The organism is Variovorax sp. GW823-FHT04F07 (assembly GCF_058795995.1).
This window is the reverse complement of record NZ_JBXAIG010000011.1, coordinates 1-20,705: the sequence shown is the minus strand read 5'-3', so window position 1 is coordinate 20,705 and position 20,705 is coordinate 1. Positions and strand designations below refer to the sequence as shown.

Sequence of the window (20,705 nt, the reverse complement as noted above, 5' to 3'; positions counted from 1 at the left end):
ACACCAACCGAGGAGAAGAAAACACATGTTCAACTGGACTGAAAAGCCGGTGTCCACACTGGCCAACGGCGCCGTCATCGCGCCCGACGAGCGGCTGCCCTGGCTGCAGACCGGCGCGATGGGCATCCAGCACGTGATCGCCATGTTCGGCGCCACGGTGCTGGCGCCGATCCTGATGGGCTTCAACCCCAACATCGCGATCCTGATGAGCGGCATCGGCACGCTCATCTTCTACCTCGTGACGGGCGGCAAGGTGCCCAGCTACCTGGGCTCGAGCTTCGCCTTCATCGGCGTGGTGATCGCGGCCAGCGGCTACGCCGGCAAGGGGGCCAACGCCAACATCGCGGTGGCGTTGGGCGGCATCGTGGCCTGCGGGGTGGTCTACATCCTGATCGGCGCCATCGTGCAGGCCGTGGGCACGGGCTGGATCGAGCGCTTCATGCCGCCCGTGGTCACGGGCGCCGTGGTGGCGGTGATCGGGCTGAACCTGGCGGGCATTCCCATCAAGAACATGGCGGCCAGCAACTTCGATTCGTGGATGCAGGCCGTGACCTTCCTGTGCGTGGGCCTGGTGGCGGTGTTCACGCGCGGCATGGTGCAGCGCCTCTTGATCCTCATCGGCCTGATCCTGGCCACGCTGGTCTACGCCGCGCTCACCAACGGCATGGGCCTGGGCAAGCCGGTCGACCTGAGCGGCATCGCCAACGCGGCCTGGTTCGGCCTGCCGACCTTCACGGCGCCGGTGTTCACGGCCAACGCGATGCTGCTGATCGCGCCCGTGGCGATCATCCTGGTGGCGGAAAACCTCGGCCACCTGAAGGCGGTGACGGCCATGACCGGCCGCAACCTCGACCCGTACATGGGCCGCGCCTTCATCGGCGACGGCATTGCCACGGTGGTGAGCGGCGCCGCGGGCGGCACGGGCGTGACCACCTACGCCGAGAACATCGGCGTGATGGCGGCCACCCGCATCTACTCGACGGCAGTGTTCGTGGTGGCGGCCTTCATTGCGCTCATCCTGGGCTTCAGCCCCAAGTTCGGCGCGCTGATCCAGGCCATTCCGCTGCCGGTGATGGGCGGCGTGAGCATCGTGGTGTTCGGCCTGATCGCCATTGCCGGCGCCAAGATCTGGGTCGACAACAAGGTCGATTTCTCGCAGAACAAGAACCTGATCGTGGCCGCCATCACGCTGATCATCGGCACCGGCGACTTCACGCTGAAGTTCGGCGACTTCGCGCTGGGCGGCATCGGAACCGCCACTTTCGGCGCCATCATCCTCTACGCCCTGCTGGGCCGTTCGCGCAACGCCTGAGCGCAGACAAAGTGAAACCTCGTGCAATAACTGTTGTGCGGGGTCAGTGAACGCGGCGCCGGTCACCGGGCTTTGGCCGGCGCCCGTTAGACTCCAACGCTTTTCGCACCGACGTTCACACACGTTTTCCAATGGCCGATGTTTCCGCCGCTCGTACCAAGGCGGTTTTCGAATTCAAGAGCGCCACACTGCCGCTGGTCGCAGTGATCCTCAAGACAGCCGACCTCGACGTGCTGGCCGAGGCGCTCGACGCCCAGTTGGCGGATTCGCCCGACTTCTTCGAGCAGGAGCCGGTGGTGATCGACCTCTCGATGCTGCAGGAACTGGCGGCCGAGGCCGACACTCCCGCCCCCGAGATCGACTTTGCCGCCCTGCGCAGCCTGCTGGCGCGCCACCAGACCCAGCCGATCGCCGTGCGCGGCGGCAGCCCCGAGCAGCATGCCGCGGCACGTGAAGCCGGCCTGTCGGTGGCCGCCATGCCCTCGGCCCCCGCGCCCCGCCCGCCGGCCCCGCCCGCCGAGGCGCCTGCGGCCTCCGAGGCCCCGCAGATCGTGCGCGAGCTGCCGGTGCCGGCCAACGGCACGCTGCTGATCGACAAGCCGCTGCGCTCGGGCCAGCAGATCTACGCGCGCGGCGGCGACGTGGTGGTGACCGCCATCGTGAGCTTCGGCGCCGAAGTCATCGCCGACGGCAACGTGCATGTGTACGCGCCGCTGCGCGGCAAGGCCATTGCCGGCGCGCGCGGAAACACCGAGGCGCGGATCTTCTCGACCTGCATGGAAGCGCAGCTGGTGGCCATTGCGGGCATCTATCGCACGAACGAAGTGCCGCTGCCCGAGCCCGTGCTGGGCAAGCCCGCCCAGGTGCGCCTGGACGGCAAAAAAATAGCGATCGACGCGATTCCCTGATGAAAAACCAGGAACGCGGCAGCGCTGAGCATCAATCGACAACTGAATCGAAACAAGAAGGAATGGCGATGGCCAAAATTGTGGTGGTGACCTCGGGCAAGGGCGGCGTCGGCAAGACGACCACGAGCGCCAGCTTCGCGTCGGGCCTTGCGCTCGCCGGCAAGAAGACGGCCGTGATCGACTTCGACGTGGGCCTGCGCAATCTCGACCTGATCATGGGCTGCGAACGCCGTGTGGTGTACGACCTGATCAACGTGATCCAGGGCGAGGCCAACCTGAGCCAGGCGCTCATCAAGGACAAGCAGTGCGACAACCTGTTCGTGCTGGCCGCCTCGCAGACGCGCGACAAGGAAGCCCTGTCGCAGGAAGGCGTCGAGAAGATCCTGAACGACCTGTCGGCCATGGAGTTCGACTACATCATCTGCGACTCGCCCGCGGGCATCGAGACCGGCGCCATGATGGCGATGCACTTCGCCGACGAGGCGCTGATCGTCACCAACCCCGAAGTCTCTTCGGTGCGCGACTCGGACCGCATCCTGGGCATGCTCAGCAGCAAGACCAAGCGCGCCAAGGACGGCGGCGAGCCGATCAAGGAGCACCTGCTGATCACCCGCTACAACCCGAACCGGGTGGCCGGCGGCCAGATGCTCTCGCTGGAAGACATCCAGGACATCCTGCGCATCAAGCTGATCGGCGTGATCCCCGAGTCGGAAAGCGTGCTGCACGCCTCCAACCAGGGCGTGCCCGCCATCCACGACAAGGACACCGACGTGGCCCAGGCGTACAGCGACGTGGTCGCGCGCTTCCTTGGCGAAGACAAGCCGATGCGCTTCGTCGAAGCCGAGAAGCCGGGCTTCTTCAAACGGATTTTCGGGAGCAAGTAGGCATGTCGTTTCTTTCGTTCCTGCTTGGTGAGAAGAAGAAGACTGCGAGCGTCGCCAAGGAGCGCCTGCAGATCATCCTCGCTCACGAGCGCTCCAGCCTCAGCGGCAAGAAGCGCCCCGATTACCTGCCCGAGCTCCAGCGCGAGCTGGTGGCGGTGATTTCCAAGTACGTGTCGATCAACGCCGACGACATCAAGGTGCACCTGGAAACCCAGGACAACCTCGAAGTGCTGGACATCAAGATCGAACTGCCCGATCCGGTTCCGGCGCGCTGAGCGCCAGAACCCCGATCAACCGGCTCACGCCGGTTGATCCGGGGCCGCAGCGGGCAGCGCCTCCAGCCGCTGCGTCCACGCGCGGGCCTTGTCCTCGTCGAAGAGCGGACTTTCGCGGTCGCCGTAGAACTGCGCCGCCAGAGATTCCACGCAGGCGCGCTGGCTCTCCAGGTTCTCTTCGCAGTCATCGAGCGCGGCGCCGGTGAGCAGCCAGCGCTCGGCGGCCGCCCCGTCTTCCGGCGCGCCCTGACCCTGCATGCGCATCCAGCCCAGCTCGTAGCAGGCCCAGCCCTGCTGGCGCTGCGTACTGTCCTCCGCCACCTTCTGCAGCGCGTAGAGGGCTTCGGCGTACAAGGCCTTCACTTCCGTTTCTCCCTGGCCCTGTTCGGCCAACGCCCCTGCGTGCAGGCACAGCGTGCGACCGAGCTGCATCGTGGCGCTGACGTCGCCGGCTTCGTGGCCACGGCGGAAGTAGCCGATCGCGCGGGCCAGGTCGGGCTCTCCCGGTTCGCCGAGCTTGTACGCCAGGCCGAGGTTGTAGAGCGCCATCGTGTTGTTCTGCTTGGCGGCCCGTTCGTAGTGCCGCATGCCGCCTTCCAGGTCGCGCTCGCCCCCCTCGCCTTCGCTCAGCATGTAGCCGAGATGGGCGTGCGTGGCGGCGTCGTCCTCGCCGCCATGGGCGATGGCGTGCAGCAGCCACGCGCGCGCCAGGGCGGGTTCGGCGCCGAGGCCGGCCGTGTCCCAGCGCAGCATCTTCGAGAGCTCGCACATCGCCACGGGCAGGCCCTCGGGTGAGGCGGTCGCGGGAGCGTCGCCGGGCGCGCGCACGCCGGCGGCGTGCGCCATCCAGCGCAGGGCTTCGCGCGGGTCGGGCTCGATGCCCTCGCCGTCGCGCAGATGGCAGGCCAGCTCGTAGGCGGCCCGCAGGTCGCCGGCGGCATGGCGTGCGGCCATGTGCTCGGCGTGCGCCTGCTCGCGGCCGTCGGCGTGCAGCCAGACGTACAGGCCGGTGTCGTTGCGCGCGGCCTGCACCGGCTCGCCCGCGCTCCAGCGCTTGCACAGGTCCGAGCGGACCACCGTGGACATCCAGCCGTCGGCGACCGACACCGCGGTGGAAATCCACGGATAGGCCTGCGGGTGCAGCACGGCGCCATCGGCGCGCAGCACGCCCACGGCGAGTTGCCCCTTCTCGACCTTCGCGGCGCGCGGCACCGGATCGGCGACCAGCCAGCCGATGTCCTGCGTGCCCCAGGCCAGCGGCTGGAGCGTGCGGTGCCGGCACGGCACCAGCTCGCGGCCGGCGGCCACGTCGTAGATGCCGCGCAGCCACGGCGCGTTCTTCGCCGTGCGCCCGCCCTTGGACGCCACGCGCACCAGGTCGCGCCGGACCATGGCGTGCCCGCGCTCCTCGCCGGTCAGCGGCTCCAGGGTTTCGAAGCGGCCGTAGTCGAAGGGCACGAGCACGCGGCCCTGCCCGTCGACGAGGCCGCACAGGCCGTCGGCGCGTTCCACGGCGAAGCGCTTCGGCCGGGCCGGGGTGCCGCGCTCGTTCGACGGATCGTTGTCTTCGGTCGTCAGGATCTCGATCGGGTATTCCTCGAGCAGGTCGACCTGTTCGTAGACCGGCTCGATCGCGACGCGGCCTTGCGCGTCGAGCAGCCCGCTCTTGCCCTCGCGCTTGGCGTCGAAGCCCTCCCAGTCGTGGCGCCACTGAAGGCTTTCGAAATGCGGCGGCACGGCCCATTCGCCGTCCGCGCGCACCAACCCCCAGCCGCCCTCGTCGCCGCGCGCCGGGGCGAGGCCGAAAGGCGTGAAGTCTTCGGCTTCTTCGAACCGGGGCGAAATCGTCCACTGGCCCTGCAGGTCGATGTACCCGATGCGCTCGCCCGCGCGGGCGCGCACCCGGCCTTCGACAAAGCTCCAGACCTCGTCGACCGAGGGCGCCAGCAGCCAGCTACCGTCGGTGCGCAGCAAGCCGACGTGGTCGCCGACCAGGGCCGTGGCAACGTCGCCCTCGAAGGCCCAGACCTCGTCGAGCTGCGGTTCGAGCAGCACGCGCGGCGCCTCGGCGTCGGCATGCAGCAGGCCGGAGCGCTCGCCCTGCGAGATCCAGAGCAGGCGCGGATCGTCCGCGCCGGCGTAGCGGATGTCGTCCCACGCGGGCTCGACCACGGTGGTGCGCTGGCTGCGCCCGTCGTCGTCGTACACCACGCGCATCACGCCCCAGCGGCCGTCGACCTCGAAGCGCCAGAGGTCCTCGCCCAGGTGGTTGTCGTAGTCGGGGCGTTCGCCGTCGTCTTCCTCCTCGGGCTCGAAGTCGGCAAAGCGCTCGTCGCGCGGCGCCTCGTAGCCGTCGAAGTACGGATGCGACATCCCACCGAAGCCGAACTGCCAGGCCCAGGCCTCCCAGTCCGCGAAGCGCTGGATGCCCAATGCCGCGTCCACGCCCGGGTGGTTGCCGCTGTCGATGCAGCGGCGCACCTCGGCCCACAGTTCATTGCACTCGCGGCGGTTGCGTTCGATGAAGCCCTCGCCTTCCGTGTCTCCGCCCAGCCAGGACAACTCGTCGAGGTTGGCGGAGAAGCGCGGCGCGCTGCCCTCCGGCGTCTCGTCGATCAGCTCGGCCAGGTGCAGCGCCACGGCCTCGAACTGCAGCGCGATCTGCGGCAGCGTGTGCAGCATCGGGTGCCGTTCGACAAAGGCGTGCAGCTGCCGGATGCGCGCGAGCGCGGCGTGCGCGTCGCTGGCGAGGTTGTCGGTGCCCGCATCGCTGAAGACGCGCTGGTGGTCGATGGCATCGCCGGCCGCGCCATCGGCCAGCAGGAGCTGCCAGAGCACGGGGAAGTTGTTGTTGGCTTCGGCGATTTCGTCGGCCGATGCTTCTTCGGTGTCGGGAAGACTGTGTTCGAGATAGAGCCAGGAACGATTGCCCATGTGTGGTCGGTGCGTGTGTCGTCCATGGCGAAGGCCATGGGTGGCGCCCAGTTTAGGGGCGCCGTTTCACGCGCACGTGACCGCCGGCCGCTACGCCAGGAACTGCGTGACCTGCGCGAGCACGGCCTGCTCCTTGAGGATGCGGCGATGGCCCCAGCCCTGCGTGGGAAAGAGCCGCGCGCCGACGATCGCATCGCGAAAGGCCTCGGCGTCGGCGAAGCGGTTCACGCGGTCGTCGCGGTCATGCACGATGAGCGTCGGCTGCGCGATGCGCGGGCCCACGGCGGCGGGCTCCAGCTGCTGCATCAGGATGCCCTCGCGCGCCTCGATCAGGCGCTGCATGCCGGCGCGCGTGCGCTCGCTGAGGCCGAACACCTGCGCGAAGTAGCGCGTGTACTCGCGCGGCGACGCGGGGGGTGCCAGCAGCACCAGCCGCTGCGCCGGCAACCCGCGCCCCGCCGCATAGGCCAGTGCATTGGCCCCCAGCGAATGCGCGACCGCCGCGCGCAGCACATGCCCGTCGGCACCGAGCCGCGCCGCCACGTAGTCGATGGCGCGCGCGAACTGCGGCAGGTTGCTGGCCGTGCCCGCGCTGCGGCCGTGCGCCGGCATCTCCAGCAGCACGGGCCGCAGGCCTTGCGCAGCCACGGCCTGCGCCAGCGGCAGCATCTGGCCCGCGTGGCCGCCCCAGCCGTGCACCAGCAGCACGACCGGCGCCGACTCGGCGCCCGAGTCCTGTGCGGCCAGGTGGTAGATGCCCAGGTTCGCGTCTTCGAAGGACCAGGCCTCGCGGCGCCAGTCGGTACCGGGCTGCTGGCCGCGGTACAGCCATTTGGGCGGCAGCGGCGTGCCGAACACGCGGTAGGCCGCGCGCACGCCGAGCGCGGGCCACAGGCGCTGCGAGGCGCCGAGGCCGAAGCGCATCGCGCGCATCAGCGGGCTGGCGCTGTAGTAGCCCACGGGGGCGGTGGTGTGGGTGGTGGTGGTCATGGGGAAGGCTTTCGTTCAGGGGCTCAGTACCAGACCCAGTCCTGGTTGCTGCGCGGCAGGCTGCGCAACGTGTCCTGCACGCCGCGCACACCGAGGAGCACCGCGTAGGCGGCGAGAAAGAGGGCAATGATCAGCATGGTGCTTCTCCTTTTTATCGCACGGTGGTGCGAAATTGAGGCAAACGAAGAGGCGGTGGCCGTCGTCTGCGGGTGCGCCTCAGGCGCGGTAGCTGGAAAGAAGGCGCTGCCAGGTCTGGCCCGCGCGCTCGGCCGCATGCCCGTCGCGCAGGAAACGCGCGTCGTGCAGCTGGTTCATCATGATCCCGTTGATCTCGCTCACGAGCTGGGCCGGGTCGGTGTCGGCCTGGAGCTCGCCCGTCTCGACCGCCTGCAGCACCGTGCGGCGCAGCGCGGCACGCCAGCGCGTGATCTCGTCGAAGAGCAGGTCGCGCAGCTCGCCTTCGCGGTCGTCGAACTCGAAGGCGCCGGCCACGTAGAGGCAACCGTTCTGCGCTTCGACGTCGCGCGTGCGGGCGATCCAGCGCGCGACGATGTCGTTCAGGCGGGGCAGGCCCTTGGGCTTCTGCATGGCGGGCACGAACACCTCGGCCAGGAAGCCGCGGCCGTACTCCTCGATGACGGCCTTCTGCAGCGCCTCGCGCGACCCCACGCGCGAGAACACACCGCTCTTGGACAGCCCCAGCCGGCTCGCCACGGCCTGCAGCGAGATCGCCTCCAGCCCCTCGGCCAGCGCGAGGTGCATCGCCGCGCCGACGATGGCGGCGCGGGTGAGTTCGCTTTTCTGGGTCTTGGCGTCCATGCGGCGAACTTTAGCACAGTCGTGCGAAATATCAACCTTCCCACGCAGAAGGGCCTCATAGATGTTTTGCTCATGTGAAACCAACAAACGCATCGTTCCCCGCATAAGCGCTTCTGCCGAGAATCGCCGGTCGGCCCCGACCCGGGGTCCGGACCTCTTTTCACCTCCTGCGCGCCCGATGAACTTTCAACAACTGCGCTCGGTACGCGAGGCCGTTCGTTGCGGCTTCAACCTGACCGAGGTCGCCCACACCCTTCACACCTCGCAGCCCGGCGTGAGCCGGCAGATCCGCGAACTCGAGGAAGAACTCGGCATCGAGCTCTTCGTGCGGGCCGGCAAGCGGCTCACGGGCCTCACCGAGCCCGGCGGGCACGTGCTGCCGATCATCGAACGCATGCTGATGGAAAGCAGCAACCTCAAGCACGCGGGCCAGGAGTTCGTGGCGCAGCAAAGCGGCCTGCTCTCGGTGGCGGCCACGCACTCGCAGGCGCGCTATGCGATGCCGGTGGCGGTGCAGGAATTCCGCGCGCAGTTTCCGAACGTGAAACTGCACCTGCACCAGGGCTCGCCCAAGCAGATCGCGCAGATGCTGCTCGACGGCGAGGCCGACGTGGGCATTGCCACCGAGGCGCTGGGCGACTACCCGCAGCTGGTCGCCCTGCCCTGCTACCGCTGGACGCACTCGGTGATCGTGCCGCCCGGGCATCCGCTGCTCGACGCGCCGCTCACGCTGGAGGCGCTCACGCAACACCCGCTGATCACCTACGACACCGGCTTCACGGGCCGCTCGCGCATCGACGAGGCCTTCGAGCAGCGCGGCCTGCAGCCCAACATCGTGCTGGCCGCGATGGACGCCGACGTCATCAAGACCTATGTGCAGCTGGGCTTGGGCGTGGGCATCGTCGCCGGCGTGGCCTACGAGGCCGAGCGCGACACGCAGCTGCGCGCGCTCGATGCGGGGCGGCTGTTCGGCATCAACCTCACCAAGCTGGCGGTGCGACGCGGCACCTACCTGCGCAAATATGTCTACGCGTTCATCGAGTCGTTTGCGCCGACATTGACGCGCGCGATTGTCGAGAAGGCCTTGGGCGACGAGGTCAAGGTGTCTCACTACGAGATTTAGCTCAAGCGCAACGAAATCGACACTTCCGGCTCCAGGGTTGAAAAGAATGCGCGCAGCTTCACACAAGCGGCGTACATTCGGGTTAATTCCTTGGCTCCCGGAACGGATCAGCAATGGCATCGACTTCGCAGCAGCAGCAGCAACTACAGGCCACCCGGGCCGCCCAAAAGGCGGCCGATGCAGCGGAGAAACGCGAACGCCTGAAACGTGCCCTGCCCGCCACGGTCGAGCTGCTGCAAAGCCGCCAGGCCGATCGCATCGACGATCGCGACATCGACGCGTACGTCGATCTCAACTGGCTCGAATGGCATGGCGGCGGTTTGCGCCTCACCATCACCGGGCGCAACGTGTGCGCCCAGTCGGCCGCCACCGCGGTGGCCTGACACCCTCCTCCCCAAAGAAAAACCGCCACAGTCCCCTGTGGCGGTTTTTGCATGTGCGTGACGTGAACGCGGTGCGAAGGCTTACTGACCCGCAATGATCTGCGCGATGAGGCCGGTGGCAATGGCCGCGAGCACATAGTCGCCGCCCACACCCACCCACTGGTAGCCGCGCGGCGGCTGCTGCAGGCGGTAGGCGCGCCAGTCGTTCACCACGTAGTTGCGGCCCCGGTACTCGGTCGGCACGCGGCCGCCGCGACGCCACTCGGTGTGCGGCTGCGGGAAGCCCCGGCGGTCGAACTGGCGGCCGTCGCGGAAGTCCTGGTCGCCGCGGTAGCCGGCGTGGGGGCCGCGGTGCGAACGGTGATCGTCGCGCTGGTCATAACGACCGCCGCCAGGACGGTGGTCATCGCGCTGCTCGTAGCGCCCGCCGCCCGGGCGTTGGTCGTCGCCCCGGCGATCTTGCGCCAGCGCGCTGCCTGCTGCCAGGGACATTGCGAGCGCCGCAACGGCGGCAGTGGTGAAGCGCTTGGTACGGAAGATCATCTGGAACTCCTTTGGTGTGTCTGTGATGACGCTTCCATTCTGGGCAGCGCGTGTGTCTGCTTCGGGTGCGTCAGGTCACCGTCAGATGAAATCCGGTAAGCGCAGGTATCTCCGCGGCGTGTTGTCCTGCACGCGCGTGACGTACTTCACGCGGGCGCGTAGCGGTTCACCACCATGCCGCAGTCGTAGGCCCTCGATCCGAGCAGGCGCAGCGCGTGGCCATGGCGCGTGTCGTGGAACACCGAGCGGCCCGCGCCGACGGCCGTGGGGTTCACGAAGAACTGGAACTCGTCGACCAGCCCTGCCGACGTGAGCGACGACGCGAAACCAACACCGCCGATGGTGAGGATGTCCTGGCCCGGCTGGTGCTTGAGCGCATTCACTTCGTCGGCCATGGCACCGCGTGCGATGTCGGTGCGCTCCCAGCGCGAGGCCTGCAGCTTGTTGGTGAGCACGACCTTGCGTGCGTCAACCACCCGCTGGGCAAAGGCGTAGTCGGGGTTCGCCGGAAAGCGCGTCGCGGCGCGGCCCCAGTGGTCGAGGTAGCCCTCTTCGATGATCTTGCGGCTCAGCAGGAGCGTGTCGACGCCCGCGAACACGGCGTTGAAGTCACGCTTGAGCGCCGCGTCCCAGCGCCACCGGTCGCCCCAGCCCCACAGCTGCCAGTCGAGGTCGCCGTTGGCCGGCGAGACGAACCCGTCGACCGACATCTGCATTTGCACGATGAGCTTTCGCATCGGAGTCTCCTTCAGGTCGCTTGCGCAAACCGATCTCGAAATGCAAGCAGTTTCAGTATTCTCAAACCGATGCGAAAATACAAGCAGTTTCTTGAACCCGCGGAATCCCGATGGCCATCCAGCAGAAGTCCCTGTGCCCGATCAACCTCGCGCTCGAAGTCGTCGGCGACCGCTGGAGCCTGCTGATCGTTCGCGACCTGATGTTTGCGGACAAGCGGCACTTCCGCGAGTTCCTGCAGTCCGAGGAAGGCATCTCCTCGAACATCCTCACCGAGCGGCTGAACACGCTGGTCGAACACGGCGTGCTCAGCAAGACCGACGACCCCACGCACAAGCAGAAGGCGCTCTACAGCCTCACGCCGGTGGGCATCGACCTGCTGCCGGTGATCACGCAGCTCGGCATCTGGGGGCGCAAGCACCGGCCGGTGACGGCCGAGAGCGGCGCGCCCGCGGCCGCGCTGGAAAAAGGCGGGCCGGCGCTGCAGAAGAAGATGCGGGCCGCGCTGCGCAAGGCGCACCTGGGCGGCAGGTAAGGCCCTACCCGCCCACCGTGCTGTTCGCCGCGTCGGCACGCACGCGGCCCTGCGCCTCCAGCGCATCCACCGGCGGCAGGTCGAGTTCGATCCACGCGCCGTGTGCGCGTGCGAGGTCGAAGGTGCCGGTCGATTGCGGCCGGTCGGTGTGCAGCACCAGCGCGTAAGGGCCCTCGCCGCGCACGGCGAGGCGCTGCGCGAGCGCGTCGCCGCCCAGCTCCGCCGCCGGGGCGCGGTCGCGCGGTGACGACAGCACGAGCACGCTGCTTCCCAATGCGATCACCGCCACGCGCACCTGGCTGGCGGGCACGGCCACGGGCTCGCCGATGTGCGTGGCCGTGTCGTCGGACACGGTGCCCAGCAAGGCGCGGTAGCGCGCCAGCGTGGCGTCGAGGTCGCGCACGGCAATGGCCAGGCTGGCCACGCCGAGCACGCCGTTGGGATGCACGCGCGCGGCGCCCTCGGGCACGCGCAGGGCGCGCCGCGTGAGGTCGCCGCACAGGAACGGCAGGTCGGCTGACGGCGCCCGCGCGGTCTGCCAGCGCAGGTGTTCGCCGTCGGGGCGCACGCGCCCGCCGTCAAGCGGGCCTTCGAGCACGAGGCCGCGTGCCTTCGCATCGGCCACGGTGACGGCGGTGTCGCGCGGCAGCAAGGCGAAATCGACGATGCCTTCGCCGTGCCGCTGCAGCAGCTGCCACCAGCGCTCGGCGGGCGCGGGTTCGCGCCACGCGATGAGTTCGAAGTAGCTGCCATCGCTGAACACGACGAGTGCGTTGTGCGTGCTGCGACCCGGATGGTCGCCGCCGCGCAGCACGTGGAAGCCGAGCGCGGCGTAGTCGGCGATGGCGCGTTCGAGGTCGTGCACGGCGATCACGACGTGGTCGAGGGTCAGGGGCATGGTGAAGGTCTTCCTCGCGGCAAAGGAGTCGTCGTGGTCAGGAGGCGGTGCGGGCAGCGCCCTCGCCGCCCAGGTAGGCATCGCGGATGCGCGCGTCGGCCAGCAGCGCACGCGCCGGGCCCGAGAGCACGATGCGGCCCGTCTGCAGCACGTAGCCGTGGTGCGCGATCTGCAGCGCGAGGCTGGCGTTCTGCTCGACCATGAAGACCGAGACGCCCTGCGCGTTGATGCGCGCGATGAGCTCGAGCACCTTGTCGACGTACAGCGGCGACAGGCCCATGGTGGGCTCGTCCATGCACAGCAGCTGCGGCCGGCCCATGAGCGCGCGCGCCATGGCCACCATCTGCTGCTCGCCGCCCGAGAGCGTGCCGGCCAGGAAGCCCAGGCGCTGCGCCACGCGCGGGAACAGCTCGAGCATGCGTTCCAGGTCGTCGGCCACGGCCGCGCGGTCGCGGCGCGCATAGGCGCCCATGAGCAGGTTCTCGCGCACGGTCATCGCGGGGAACAGGCGACGTGCCTCGGGCACCGAGCCGATGCCCTTGCGGATGATCTGCGGCGTGCTCAGGCCCAGCGTCGATTCGCCGTTGAAGCGGACCTCGCCCGAACGCGGCTTGAGCAGGCCGAGCACGATCTTCATCGTGGTCGACTTGCCGCTGGCGTTGCCGCCGAGCAGGCTGACGATCTGGCCCTTGCGCACCTCGATGTCGAGATCGAAGTGCGCCTGCACGGGGCCGTAGAAGCTGTTGACCTTCTGGAGCTGCAGCAGAGGCGCAACCGCACTCGCCGGCGCCTGCGTGACGGCGCGTTCAGGCAGATCGTCGTTTCTCCCTTCTCCCCAGAGGGAGGAAGGCGACAGGCCGGTGCGCGCGACGGTGGCGATCATGCGGGCACCGCTTCTTCCTGCGCTTCGCCGACCTGGCGATGGCCGAGGTAGGCCTCGATCACCGCGGGGTCGTTGCGCACGTCGTCGGGCAGGCCTTCGGCGATCTTGCGGCCATCGTCGAGCACGGCCACGCGGTCGGACAGCTGCATCACGAGGTCGAGCTTGTGCTCGATCAGCAGGATGGTCTGGCCGCGCGCCTTGAGGCCGCGAATGATCTCCAGCATCTCGGCCGTCTCGCTCTCGTTCATGCCGGCCGTGGGCTCGTCGAGCAGCAGCAGGCGCGGCCGCAGCGCGAGGGCACGCGCGATCTCCACGCGGCGGCGGTTGGCGTACGAGAGGCTGTAGGCCGGATGGTCGGTGCGCGGCGTGAGGCGTTCGCCGAAGAGCGCGATGATCTCGCGCGCCCCGTCGCGCAGGGCTTCTTCCTCGCGCCGCACCGCCCCTGGCTGCACCAGCGCGAGCGCCAGCTCGGCCAGCGCCCCGAGGCCCGGCACACCGCCCACACGTGGTTTCACGGCGCGCAGCCGCGTGTGCGCGCCGACCAGCACGTTGTCGAGCACCGAGAGGTTCGCGAACACGCGCCCGTGCTGGAAGGTACGCGCCAGGCCGCGCTGTGCGAGCTCTTGCGCGGGCAGGCCGGTGATATCGTGGCCGTCGAAGCGCACCTGCCCGGCGTCGGGCTTGTCGAGGCCGGTGACGAGGTTGAACAGCGTGGTCTTGCCGGCACCGTTCGGGCCGATCACGCTCAGCAGTTCGCCCTCGCCCACCTGCAGGTCGACGGCGTTGACGGCCGTGAGCCCGCCGAAGCGGCGCACGAGGCCGCGGACCTCAAGCAGCGACGGCATCGGCGACCTTCGCCTTCGAGTTCACGAGCTTCACCTCGGCGCGAATGGCCTGCGGGTTGCGCAGCAGATTGAGGATGGGGCAGTTGCGCTCCACCGCCTCGAACAGCGCGTCGATCTCTTCGCGGCTGGCGGGCGAATCGATGTGCACGGTGTAGCCGATCTCGTGCGGCCAGATGGGCGTCTGCTCGTGGCCCGGCTTGCCGCCGCGCGGGTCGATGACACCCGTCACCTCGACCTCGAGGCTTTCGAGCGGCACCTGGCGTTCGGCCGCCTGGATCAGGAAGATGTGCGTCACGCAGGTGCCGAGCACGCCCAGCTGCAACTCGGGCGAACTCGGGCCGAGGTTGTAGCCCGCGAAATCGGGCGGGCTGTCGCTGATCACCTGGTGCTCGCGGATGCGCAGGCGGCGCACGCCGCTGCGGCCTTCGGCGCGCACGCTGGCCTTGAGCTGCGAGGGCTGTGCGGTGCCGGCCGCGACGGCGGCGTTGCGGGCCAGCACGGCGGCGCGTTTCTCGGCGAGGTAGTCGTTGAGGTGGCTCATGGTGTTTGGTGGTTCTTTCAGACGGTGCCGAGCAGGCCTTGGGGACGGAAGCGGATCAACAGAAGCAGTGCCACGCCGTAGATCAACATGCGGTACTCGGCCGTCACGCGGAACAGCTCGGGCAGGCTCACGAGCGCGACCGCGCCGAGCAATGCGCCGCTGATGTTCCCGAGCCCGCCGAGGATCACCATGGTGAGCGCGAGGATCGAGATCTGCGAGCCGAAGGTCTCGTGGTTGATGTACGAGTACATGTGCGCGGTGAAGGCGCCGCTCACGCCCGCCGCGAAGCCGCCGAAGCCGAAGGCCAGCGCCTTGTAGCGGTCGGGGCTCACGCCGTAGGCGCGCGCGGCCACTTCGTCCTCGCGCACCGCGCGGAAGGTGCGGCCCAGGTGCGAGCGCAAGAGGCGCCACTGCAGCAGGGCCAGCAGCACCAGCGCACCGAACGAGGCCCAGTAGATCGCCTCGTTCGACGACGCATCGCGACCGAACAGCGACAGCGGCGGAATCCCCGAGACACCGATGGGCCCGCGCGTGAGGCTTTCCCAGTTGAGGATGGTGAGCGCCACGATCTCGCCGATGCCCAGCGTGGCGATCGACACGTAGTGCCCGCGCAGCCGGAAGGCCGGAAAGATCAGCGCCGTGCCGATCAGCGAGGTGAGCACGCCCGCGGCCACGATGCCCGTGCCCACCGGCAGGTGCAGGTCGAGCACCAGCAGCGACGAGGCATACGCACCGATGGCCAGCAGCCCCGCGTGGCCCAGTGAGATCTGGCCAATGGTGCCGGCCACCAGCGTGAGGCTCAATGCGAGCGCACCGTAGAGCCACGCGTTGGTGAGCGTCTGCAGCACATAGGGCGACGGATCGAACAACGGCAGCAGCACGGCCGCGGCGAACAGCGCGAGCAACAGGCGCGGCGGCACGCGCCACGGCTTGCTCGGTGCGATGAAGGTGCCGGTGAGCGGCTCGGGCGGCAGCGCGCGCTGGCGACCGAACAGGCCGTTGGGCTTCCACACCAGGATGACCAGCAACAGCGCGAACGCAAACAGGTTGCGGTACGGCGTGCCGAGAATGGCCACGCCATAGCTTTCGATGAGCCCCAGCAGCAGGCTGCCGACGATGGCGCCCGGCACGTTGCCCACGCCGCCGACCACGGTGGCCACCACGCCCTTGAGCGTGGCCTGGAAGCTCATCGCCGGGCTGATGTTGTTGTAGTACATGCCCACCAGCAGGCCCGAGAGCCCGCCCAGCGCGGCGGCGATGGCGAACACAGTCTGGTTCACGCGGTTCACGTCCACGCCCATCTGCTGCGCGGCGTCGCGGTCCTGCGCGGTGGCGCGCACGGCCCAGCCGAGCTTCGTGAAACGCAGGAAGCCGAACAGCACGGCCGCGCTCGCGATGCCGATGCCCGCAATCAAGAGGTCGAGCGCGCCGATGGTGCCGGTGCCGATCTGCAGGCGCCAGTCGGGCAGCTGCGTGGGCAGCGCGCGCGGGTCGGGGCTGAACACCAGCTGCACGAGGATGTCGAGCACGAAGCTGATGCCGATGGTGGCCAGCAGCGGCGCGATGCGCGCGGCGCCCTGCAGCGGCCGCAGGCCCACGCGCTCGATGAGCATGCCGAGCGCGCCCGAGCCGATCACCACCAGCGCGATGGTGATGGGCAGCGGCGTGTGCAGGTAGGTGATGCTCGCCCAGCCGATGTACGCGCCCACGGTGTAGACCGAGCCGTGCGCGAAGTTGATGAGGTGCGAGACGCCGAAGATCAGCGCGAGCCCGACCGCCAGCAATGCATAGATGTTGCCGATGATCAGGCCGTTGACCGTGTGGTCGAAGAAGGAGGTGAAGCTCATCTACTTGGCCGATGCCAGCGCCGCCGCCTTCTCGTCGATCTGCGCCCACTTGCCGTCCTTCACCACCAGGTTGACGCTCTTCACGCCGATCACGCGGCGCGTCTGCGCGTCGAAGGTGGCCTTGCCGAAGATGACGCTGGGCACGTCCTTGATCTTGTAGAACGCGTCGCGCACGGCCTTGCGGTCGGCCTTGGGGCCGGCTTCGCGCAGCGCGGCGGCCGCATACACCACGGCGTCGTAGGCATAGGCGTTGAAGGCGTCGGGTTCCTTGCTGTACTTGGCGCGGAAGCTCTTCACGAAGGCCTGCACTTCGGTGCGCGGCTCCTCGGGGAAGAAGGCGGTGTTGGTGTGGATGCCGTTCACGGCCGCGCCGCCGAGCTCGATGAACTTGGGCGAGTAGACCGAGCCCACGGCGGCGATCGGCTGCTTCAGGCCCACGCTGCGCACCTGGCCCGCGATGAGCGCGCCGTCGGGGTAGTACGAGATGAGCACCACGCCGTCGGGGTTGGCGTCGCGCACGCGCACCAGGGTCGAGCGGAAGTCCTTCTCGTCGGGCTGGTAGCCCTCGGCAATGGCGAGCTGCGCGCCGCGCTCCTGCGCGGCCTTCACGAGCACGTCCTTGCTGGTGCGGCCCCAGTCGGTGTTCAGGAAGAGCACGGCGATGCGCTTGAAGCCCAGCGTCTTCACGGCGAGGTCGGCCAGCAGCGGCTGCGCGTCGGCCTGGCTGATCGAGGGGCTCCAGATGTAGTCGCCGCCCTTGGTGAAGTCGGGGTGCGAGTTGGTGAAGCCCAGCTGCACGAGGCCCGCGCGCTGGTAGATGGGCGAGGCGGCCATCGAGGCGGGGCTGGAGAAGTCGCCCAGTTCGATGAGCACGCGCTTGTCGTTCACGAGCTTCTGCGCAATGGCGACGGACTGGCGCGGGTCGCTCTGGCTGTCCTCGAAGTTGTAGGCCAGCGGCCGGCCGTGGATGCCGCCCTGCGCGTTGATGTGCTCGAGCGCAAGGTCGAAGCCGGCCTTCCACTGCGCGCCGTACTGCGCGTTCTGTCCGGTGAGCGGACCGCTCACGCCGAACCACACGGGCTCGCCGCTGGCGGGTGCGGCCCAGGCCGCGAGCGGCGCGGTGAGCAAGGCGGCGGACAGTGCGACCGCATGGCGCAGGAAACGATGGCGGGTGAACAGCGGCGGCATGGGGCGGACCTCGGTGGCAGTGAAGGGATGTGCAGGGCCGCGATTCTTCGCCGCTGTCCCGGCGCCGGGAAGGAACGAAAACGGAGAGGCTTATGCGCTTTCCGAGCAAGCGAAGGGGCAAGCGCCAACGGCCGCACGGCCTCGTTTAAGCTGCGCGCCACATGAAGCGACGCCACCTCCTCCAGATGCTCGCCGGCGTGCCGGCCACCGCCCTGCTGCTCTCCGCGTGCGGCAAACGAAAGGCCTCAGCCAACGCGTTGAAGCCCGATGCCCGCGTGCTGGCGCTGGGCGACAGCCTGACCTTCGGCTACGGCGCGTCGCCCGAGACGGCGTGGCCCGCGAAGCTGGGCGAGCTCACGGGCTGGCAGGTCGAGAACGCGGGCGTCAACGGCGACACCTCGGCGGGTGCGCTGGAGCGCCTGCCCGCACTGCTGGCCGCCGGCAGCTACGACGCGATCCTGATCGGCATCGGCGGCAACGACATGCTGCGCGGCGTGTCGCCCGCCAGCACGCGCGAGAACCTCGCGACGTTGATCGAGCAGGCGCGCGCGCACACCTCGCACGTGGCGGTGCTCGCCACGCCGGCGCCCGATGCGATGCGCGCGGTGGTCGGCTCGCTCAGCGATGCGCCGTTCTACGAAGAGGTCGCGAAGTCGGGGCAGGCGTTGCTGGTCGCCGGTGTGTATTCGGGCGTGCTGTCGGATGCGGCCCTGCGCTCGGACCGCATCCATGCGAACGCGAAGGGCTACGCCCAGGTGGCGGAGCAGCTCGCCGCGCAGCTCAAGACTGCGGGCTGGCGCTGAGGCCTGTGGCGCGGTCGTCGGCGCGCATCGATGCGCGCGCCGTGGCACCACGCACCGGCAGGCTCTCCAGCACGCCGAACAACAGCTCCATCGCGGTGAAGCCGAGGATGATCAGGCTGGCGCCCTGCGTCACGGCGTAGACCTGCCAGGTCGCGAACAGGAAACGCGCCACGGCGTCGTAGCGGCCATAGCGCAGGCGCGGATCGCGGATGCGCAGCACGGCCCACACGGTAACCACCGAACCGAGCAGGTTGGCCATCAGCATGTGCACGGGGTCGAAGGCCGGAAAGCTGCCCGGCAGCTGCAGCGTCTGGATGGTCCACAGCAGCAGGGTGTGCACGGCGGCGAAGGTCCACGGCGTGGCGAAGCCGATGGTCACCACGAGGTCGTACCAGGCGCTGGCGCGGACGATGCGTTGGTAGGTGGGAAGCGCGACCATGAAGAAGAGCCCTGCAGGGAGTGAAGAAGCCCCGGAAGCTAAAGCCTCGGGTACGCTCCAGGGTCAAGCACATTCTTCGGCGAAGGAACCACGACCATGCAGATCGGCCAGCTGGCTTCGGCGACGGGCTTGAGCCGCGACACGCTGCGCTTCTACGAAGAGCGCGGCCTGATCCGCGCGCAACGTGGCAGCAACGGCTACCGGGTCTATGCGAAGGAAACCGTGCAGATGGTGGGCTACATCCGCACTGCGCAGAAGCTCGGCTTCAGCCTCCACGAGATCGGCGACAACCTGCCCGCGGTGTGGGAATCGGCCGCGCCCGACGATGCGATCGCGGCGCTGCTGGCCGACAAGGTCGCGGTCATCGACCAGAAGATCGCCGAGCTGAATGCGCTGCGGCAAGACCTGCTGGCGCGCGTACCCTCCGGCTGCCCGATGGCTCAGGCGGCCTGCGCGCGCAACAGGTCGACGTAGGCGCCCTGCACCAGCTGGTCTTTCGGCTTGCTCAGCGCAGCGTGTCTCCAGTCGTTCAGGCACCACGCTGTGAAGCAAAGAGAATCTTGATGGCGTCCAGGAAATGAGACATCTCGGGCTCCTTCGTGTTGAGGCTTCGTCCGCCATCGTCTTCGAGTCTGACCGTTGAGTTGCCCGATTCCAATTGGTCCACCAGCCACTCCAGAAAGGCCGCAACAGAACTCGCGACGACGAACTTCTCGTCTTCGTCTCGCCCGAAGTTGATGACTTGCCCGATCGTTCCACGTGGTCCCGGGTCCAGATCAACTCCGAGGTAGTTGCCACCGTGGTCGTACGCGAACGGAATCCAGTACGCGTTCGCGTAGATCTCCTTGACGGTGCCCGCCGATGCCGACTTCGAGAACATGCTTGCTCCCTCCATGACCTCAGGCGAGGTCTCGTCGGCGATCTTCTTCCAGTCGATCCAGTGGCCCTTCGCCTGCGCCATCGACAAGAACGACAAGCCATAGAACGGCCCGGTGTTGGCAGTCCCTGCCTGCCCGTCGTGTGCTCTGTACAAGTCTTTCAGCGACGCGGGAAAGCTCCTGCCGACTTCGCGCTCGAACTCAGCGATGGCCGCCTCTGTGCATCCTGGTGCCAGGTCTGCGTGCACCTCCTGGAGATTGATTTCGAGCCATTTCTCGAGACGCTCCATCGCAGTTGCTCCCGCCTTGGAAGGCGCGGCCTGCGCGCGCAACAGGTCGACGTAGGCGCCCTGCACCAGTTGGTCTTCAGCGACGCCGAGCCGGGCCATGAGCGCATGGGCTTCGGCCACGCCGGCGTCCGCGGGCTCGCCGTCTTGCAGCACCACTTCGAGTTCGAGGAATTCACCGAGGCCTTCGACGCGGTCGAGGTGCACGCGCGTGCGGCCCACGAGGAACAGGCGGCGCTGCTTGCGCACGCGGCCGGCCTGGCCCCAGGCGAGCGTGAGCGATTCGCGCAACGCGTCGGGCGTGGTAACGGGCGTGATCAGGTAGAACGATTCCTTCGGGCCGGTGCTGTCGGCGCGGCGGTAGAAGATGAGTTCGCCGCGGTCGGGCGCGAAGGTGCGCAGCTTGAGGCGATCGGCGCTGTGTTCGCAGCGGAAGAAGGTGTCGTCCTGGGCGATCTCGATGGGGCCCTGGTCGGCGAGCGTTGCGGCGATTTCTGCGATGCGGTCCACGCTGTCGATGCGGGCCTTGATCTCTATGTTTCTGGCCATGTCTTCTCGTTTTCTTGAGGCTGGGTTCGGGGCGCGTGCACAGGCCACCGGGTACTTCCCTCCGCGAATGTCCCCCGGGCTTCGCCCTCCTCCTTGATTTCGCTGC

General features: G+C 68.5%; 22 protein-coding genes and 1 pseudogene. 9 read left to right on the top strand and 14 right to left on the bottom strand.

Translation table 11 applies throughout. From position 1 onward, the window contains the following. The first annotated feature begins 25 nt into the window (after positions 1-25). The 4 genes from AC1RAA_RS30230 (at position 26) to minE (ending at position 3,379) form a co-directional block, all read left to right on the top strand. The gene (locus tag AC1RAA_RS30230; RefSeq protein WP_070061419.1) at positions 26-1,312 is read left to right on the top strand and encodes a solute carrier family 23 protein; all 1,287 of its coding nucleotides are present in this window, start codon (positions 26-28) and stop codon (positions 1,310-1,312) included. Between the two features lie 131 nt (positions 1,313-1,443). Beyond that, positions 1,444-2,220, top strand: coding sequence for a septum site-determining protein MinC (gene minC / locus AC1RAA_RS30225; RefSeq protein ID WP_492729994.1), 777 nt, complete (start codon positions 1,444-1,446; stop codon positions 2,218-2,220). 68 nt (positions 2,221-2,288) lie between these two features. Next, positions 2,289-3,104: a septum site-determining protein MinD gene (minD, locus tag AC1RAA_RS30220; protein WP_492729996.1), complete on the top strand. Its 816-nt coding sequence runs from the start codon at positions 2,289-2,291 to the stop codon at positions 3,102-3,104. 2 nt (positions 3,105-3,106) lie between these two features. Then, a complete protein-coding gene (gene minE, locus AC1RAA_RS30215; RefSeq protein ID WP_056574726.1) occupies positions 3,107-3,379 on the top strand; it encodes a cell division topological specificity factor MinE in 273 nt (90 codons plus the stop codon). A gap of 24 nt (positions 3,380-3,403) precedes the next feature. Here the strand turns inward: minE and AC1RAA_RS30210 are convergent, their stop codons facing one another. The 3 genes from AC1RAA_RS30210 to AC1RAA_RS30200 all read right to left on the bottom strand — a co-directional run bounded on the left by AC1RAA_RS30210 (position 3,404) and on the right by AC1RAA_RS30200 (position 8,122). Further along, on the bottom strand, positions 3,404-6,313 hold the full coding sequence (locus AC1RAA_RS30210; RefSeq protein WP_492729998.1) for an SEL1-like repeat protein: 2,910 nt from the start codon (positions 6,311-6,313) through the stop codon (positions 3,404-3,406). Between the two features lie 90 nt (positions 6,314-6,403). Beyond that, positions 6,404-7,303: an alpha/beta fold hydrolase gene (locus AC1RAA_RS30205; protein ID WP_492730000.1), complete on the bottom strand. Its 900-nt coding sequence runs from the start codon at positions 7,301-7,303 to the stop codon at positions 6,404-6,406. 216 nt (positions 7,304-7,519) lie between these two features. After that, complete coding sequence (locus AC1RAA_RS30200) at positions 7,520-8,122, bottom strand: TetR/AcrR family transcriptional regulator (protein ID WP_062473724.1); 603 nt, start codon at positions 8,120-8,122, stop codon at positions 7,520-7,522. A gap of 178 nt (positions 8,123-8,300) precedes the next feature. Between AC1RAA_RS30200 and AC1RAA_RS30195 the strand changes: the two genes are divergently transcribed. Further along, positions 8,301-9,245, top strand: coding sequence for a CysB family HTH-type transcriptional regulator (locus tag AC1RAA_RS30195; protein ID WP_062473726.1), 945 nt, complete (start codon positions 8,301-8,303; stop codon positions 9,243-9,245). A gap of 113 nt (positions 9,246-9,358) precedes the next feature. After that, positions 9,359-9,628 carry a hypothetical protein gene (locus AC1RAA_RS30190; RefSeq protein WP_070061423.1) on the top strand — a complete coding sequence of 90 codons (270 nt, stop codon included), beginning with the start codon at positions 9,359-9,361 and terminating at the stop codon, positions 9,626-9,628. 81 nt (positions 9,629-9,709) lie between these two features. Here AC1RAA_RS30190 and AC1RAA_RS30185 read toward each other — a convergent pair whose 3' ends face one another. After that, entirely contained in the window at positions 9,710-10,171 is a 462-nt protein-coding gene (locus tag AC1RAA_RS30185; RefSeq protein ID WP_492730002.1) for an RcnB family protein, read from the bottom strand. 146 nt (positions 10,172-10,317) lie between these two features. Continuing rightward, the gene (locus AC1RAA_RS30180; RefSeq protein ID WP_492730004.1) at positions 10,318-10,908 is read right to left on the bottom strand and encodes a dihydrofolate reductase family protein; all 591 of its coding nucleotides are present in this window, start codon (positions 10,906-10,908) and stop codon (positions 10,318-10,320) included. 110 nt (positions 10,909-11,018) lie between these two features. Between AC1RAA_RS30180 and AC1RAA_RS30175 the strand changes: the two genes are divergently transcribed. Then, a complete protein-coding gene (locus AC1RAA_RS30175) occupies positions 11,019-11,441 on the top strand; it encodes a winged helix-turn-helix transcriptional regulator (RefSeq protein WP_062473733.1) in 423 nt (140 codons plus the stop codon). 4 nt (positions 11,442-11,445) lie between these two features. Here the strand turns inward: AC1RAA_RS30175 and AC1RAA_RS30170 are convergent, their stop codons facing one another. From AC1RAA_RS30170 to AC1RAA_RS30145, 6 genes are read right to left on the bottom strand one after another with little or no spacing between them, the layout of a single operon-like run. Next, positions 11,446-12,339 carry a VOC family protein gene (locus AC1RAA_RS30170; protein WP_492730006.1) on the bottom strand — a complete coding sequence of 298 codons (894 nt, stop codon included), beginning with the start codon at positions 12,337-12,339 and terminating at the stop codon, positions 11,446-11,448. Between the two features lie 37 nt (positions 12,340-12,376). Continuing rightward, entirely contained in the window at positions 12,377-13,222 is an 846-nt protein-coding gene (locus AC1RAA_RS30165) for an ABC transporter ATP-binding protein (protein ID WP_492730008.1), read from the bottom strand. After that, positions 13,219-14,067, bottom strand: coding sequence for an ABC transporter ATP-binding protein (locus AC1RAA_RS30160; RefSeq protein ID WP_492730010.1), 849 nt, complete (start codon positions 14,065-14,067; stop codon positions 13,219-13,221). Before AC1RAA_RS30160 ends, AC1RAA_RS30165 begins: the two co-directional genes overlap by 4 nt. Then, complete coding sequence (locus AC1RAA_RS30155; RefSeq protein ID WP_070061429.1) at positions 14,051-14,608, bottom strand: OsmC family protein; 558 nt, start codon at positions 14,606-14,608, stop codon at positions 14,051-14,053. The genes AC1RAA_RS30160 and AC1RAA_RS30155 overlap by 17 nt, the downstream gene beginning before the upstream one ends. A 17-nt stretch (positions 14,609-14,625) precedes the next feature. After that, positions 14,626-16,455 (bottom strand): ABC transporter permease, encoded by a 1,830-nt coding sequence (locus tag AC1RAA_RS30150; RefSeq protein WP_492730012.1) that lies wholly within the window; start codon positions 16,453-16,455, stop codon positions 14,626-14,628. After that, on the bottom strand, positions 16,456-17,643 hold the full coding sequence (locus AC1RAA_RS30145) for an ABC transporter substrate-binding protein (protein ID WP_447739812.1): 1,188 nt from the start codon (positions 17,641-17,643) through the stop codon (positions 16,456-16,458). A gap of 161 nt (positions 17,644-17,804) precedes the next feature. Here AC1RAA_RS30145 and AC1RAA_RS30140 point away from each other — a divergent pair, with 161 nt between their 5' ends. After that, positions 17,805-18,446 carry a GDSL-type esterase/lipase family protein gene (locus AC1RAA_RS30140; RefSeq protein WP_492730014.1) on the top strand — a complete coding sequence of 214 codons (642 nt, stop codon included), beginning with the start codon at positions 17,805-17,807 and terminating at the stop codon, positions 18,444-18,446. On the opposite strand, the gene AC1RAA_RS30135 is transcribed toward AC1RAA_RS30140, so the two are convergent. Further along, on the bottom strand, positions 18,424-18,885 hold the full coding sequence (locus AC1RAA_RS30135) for a hypothetical protein (RefSeq protein ID WP_492730016.1): 462 nt from the start codon (positions 18,883-18,885) through the stop codon (positions 18,424-18,426). The two genes, AC1RAA_RS30140 and AC1RAA_RS30135, sit on opposite strands and share 23 nt — an antisense overlap. 96 nt (positions 18,886-18,981) lie before the next feature. On the opposite strand from AC1RAA_RS30135, the gene AC1RAA_RS30130 reads away from it, so the two are divergent. Beyond that, positions 18,982-19,359 carry a MerR family transcriptional regulator gene (locus tag AC1RAA_RS30130; protein ID WP_492730017.1) on the top strand — a complete coding sequence of 126 codons (378 nt, stop codon included), beginning with the start codon at positions 18,982-18,984 and terminating at the stop codon, positions 19,357-19,359. Positions 19,360-19,414: 55 nt separating this feature from the next. Here AC1RAA_RS30130 and AC1RAA_RS30125 read toward each other — a convergent pair whose 3' ends face one another. Both AC1RAA_RS30125 and AC1RAA_RS30120 read right to left on the bottom strand, forming a co-directional pair. Then, complete coding sequence (locus AC1RAA_RS30125; RefSeq protein ID WP_492730581.1) at positions 19,415-20,053, bottom strand: SMI1/KNR4 family protein; 639 nt, start codon at positions 20,051-20,053, stop codon at positions 19,415-19,417. 33 nt (positions 20,054-20,086) lie between these two features. Beyond that, positions 20,087-20,599: pseudogene (locus tag AC1RAA_RS30120) on the bottom strand (class IV adenylate cyclase); the annotation flags it as partial. Positions 20,600-20,705 lie beyond the last annotated feature (106 nt).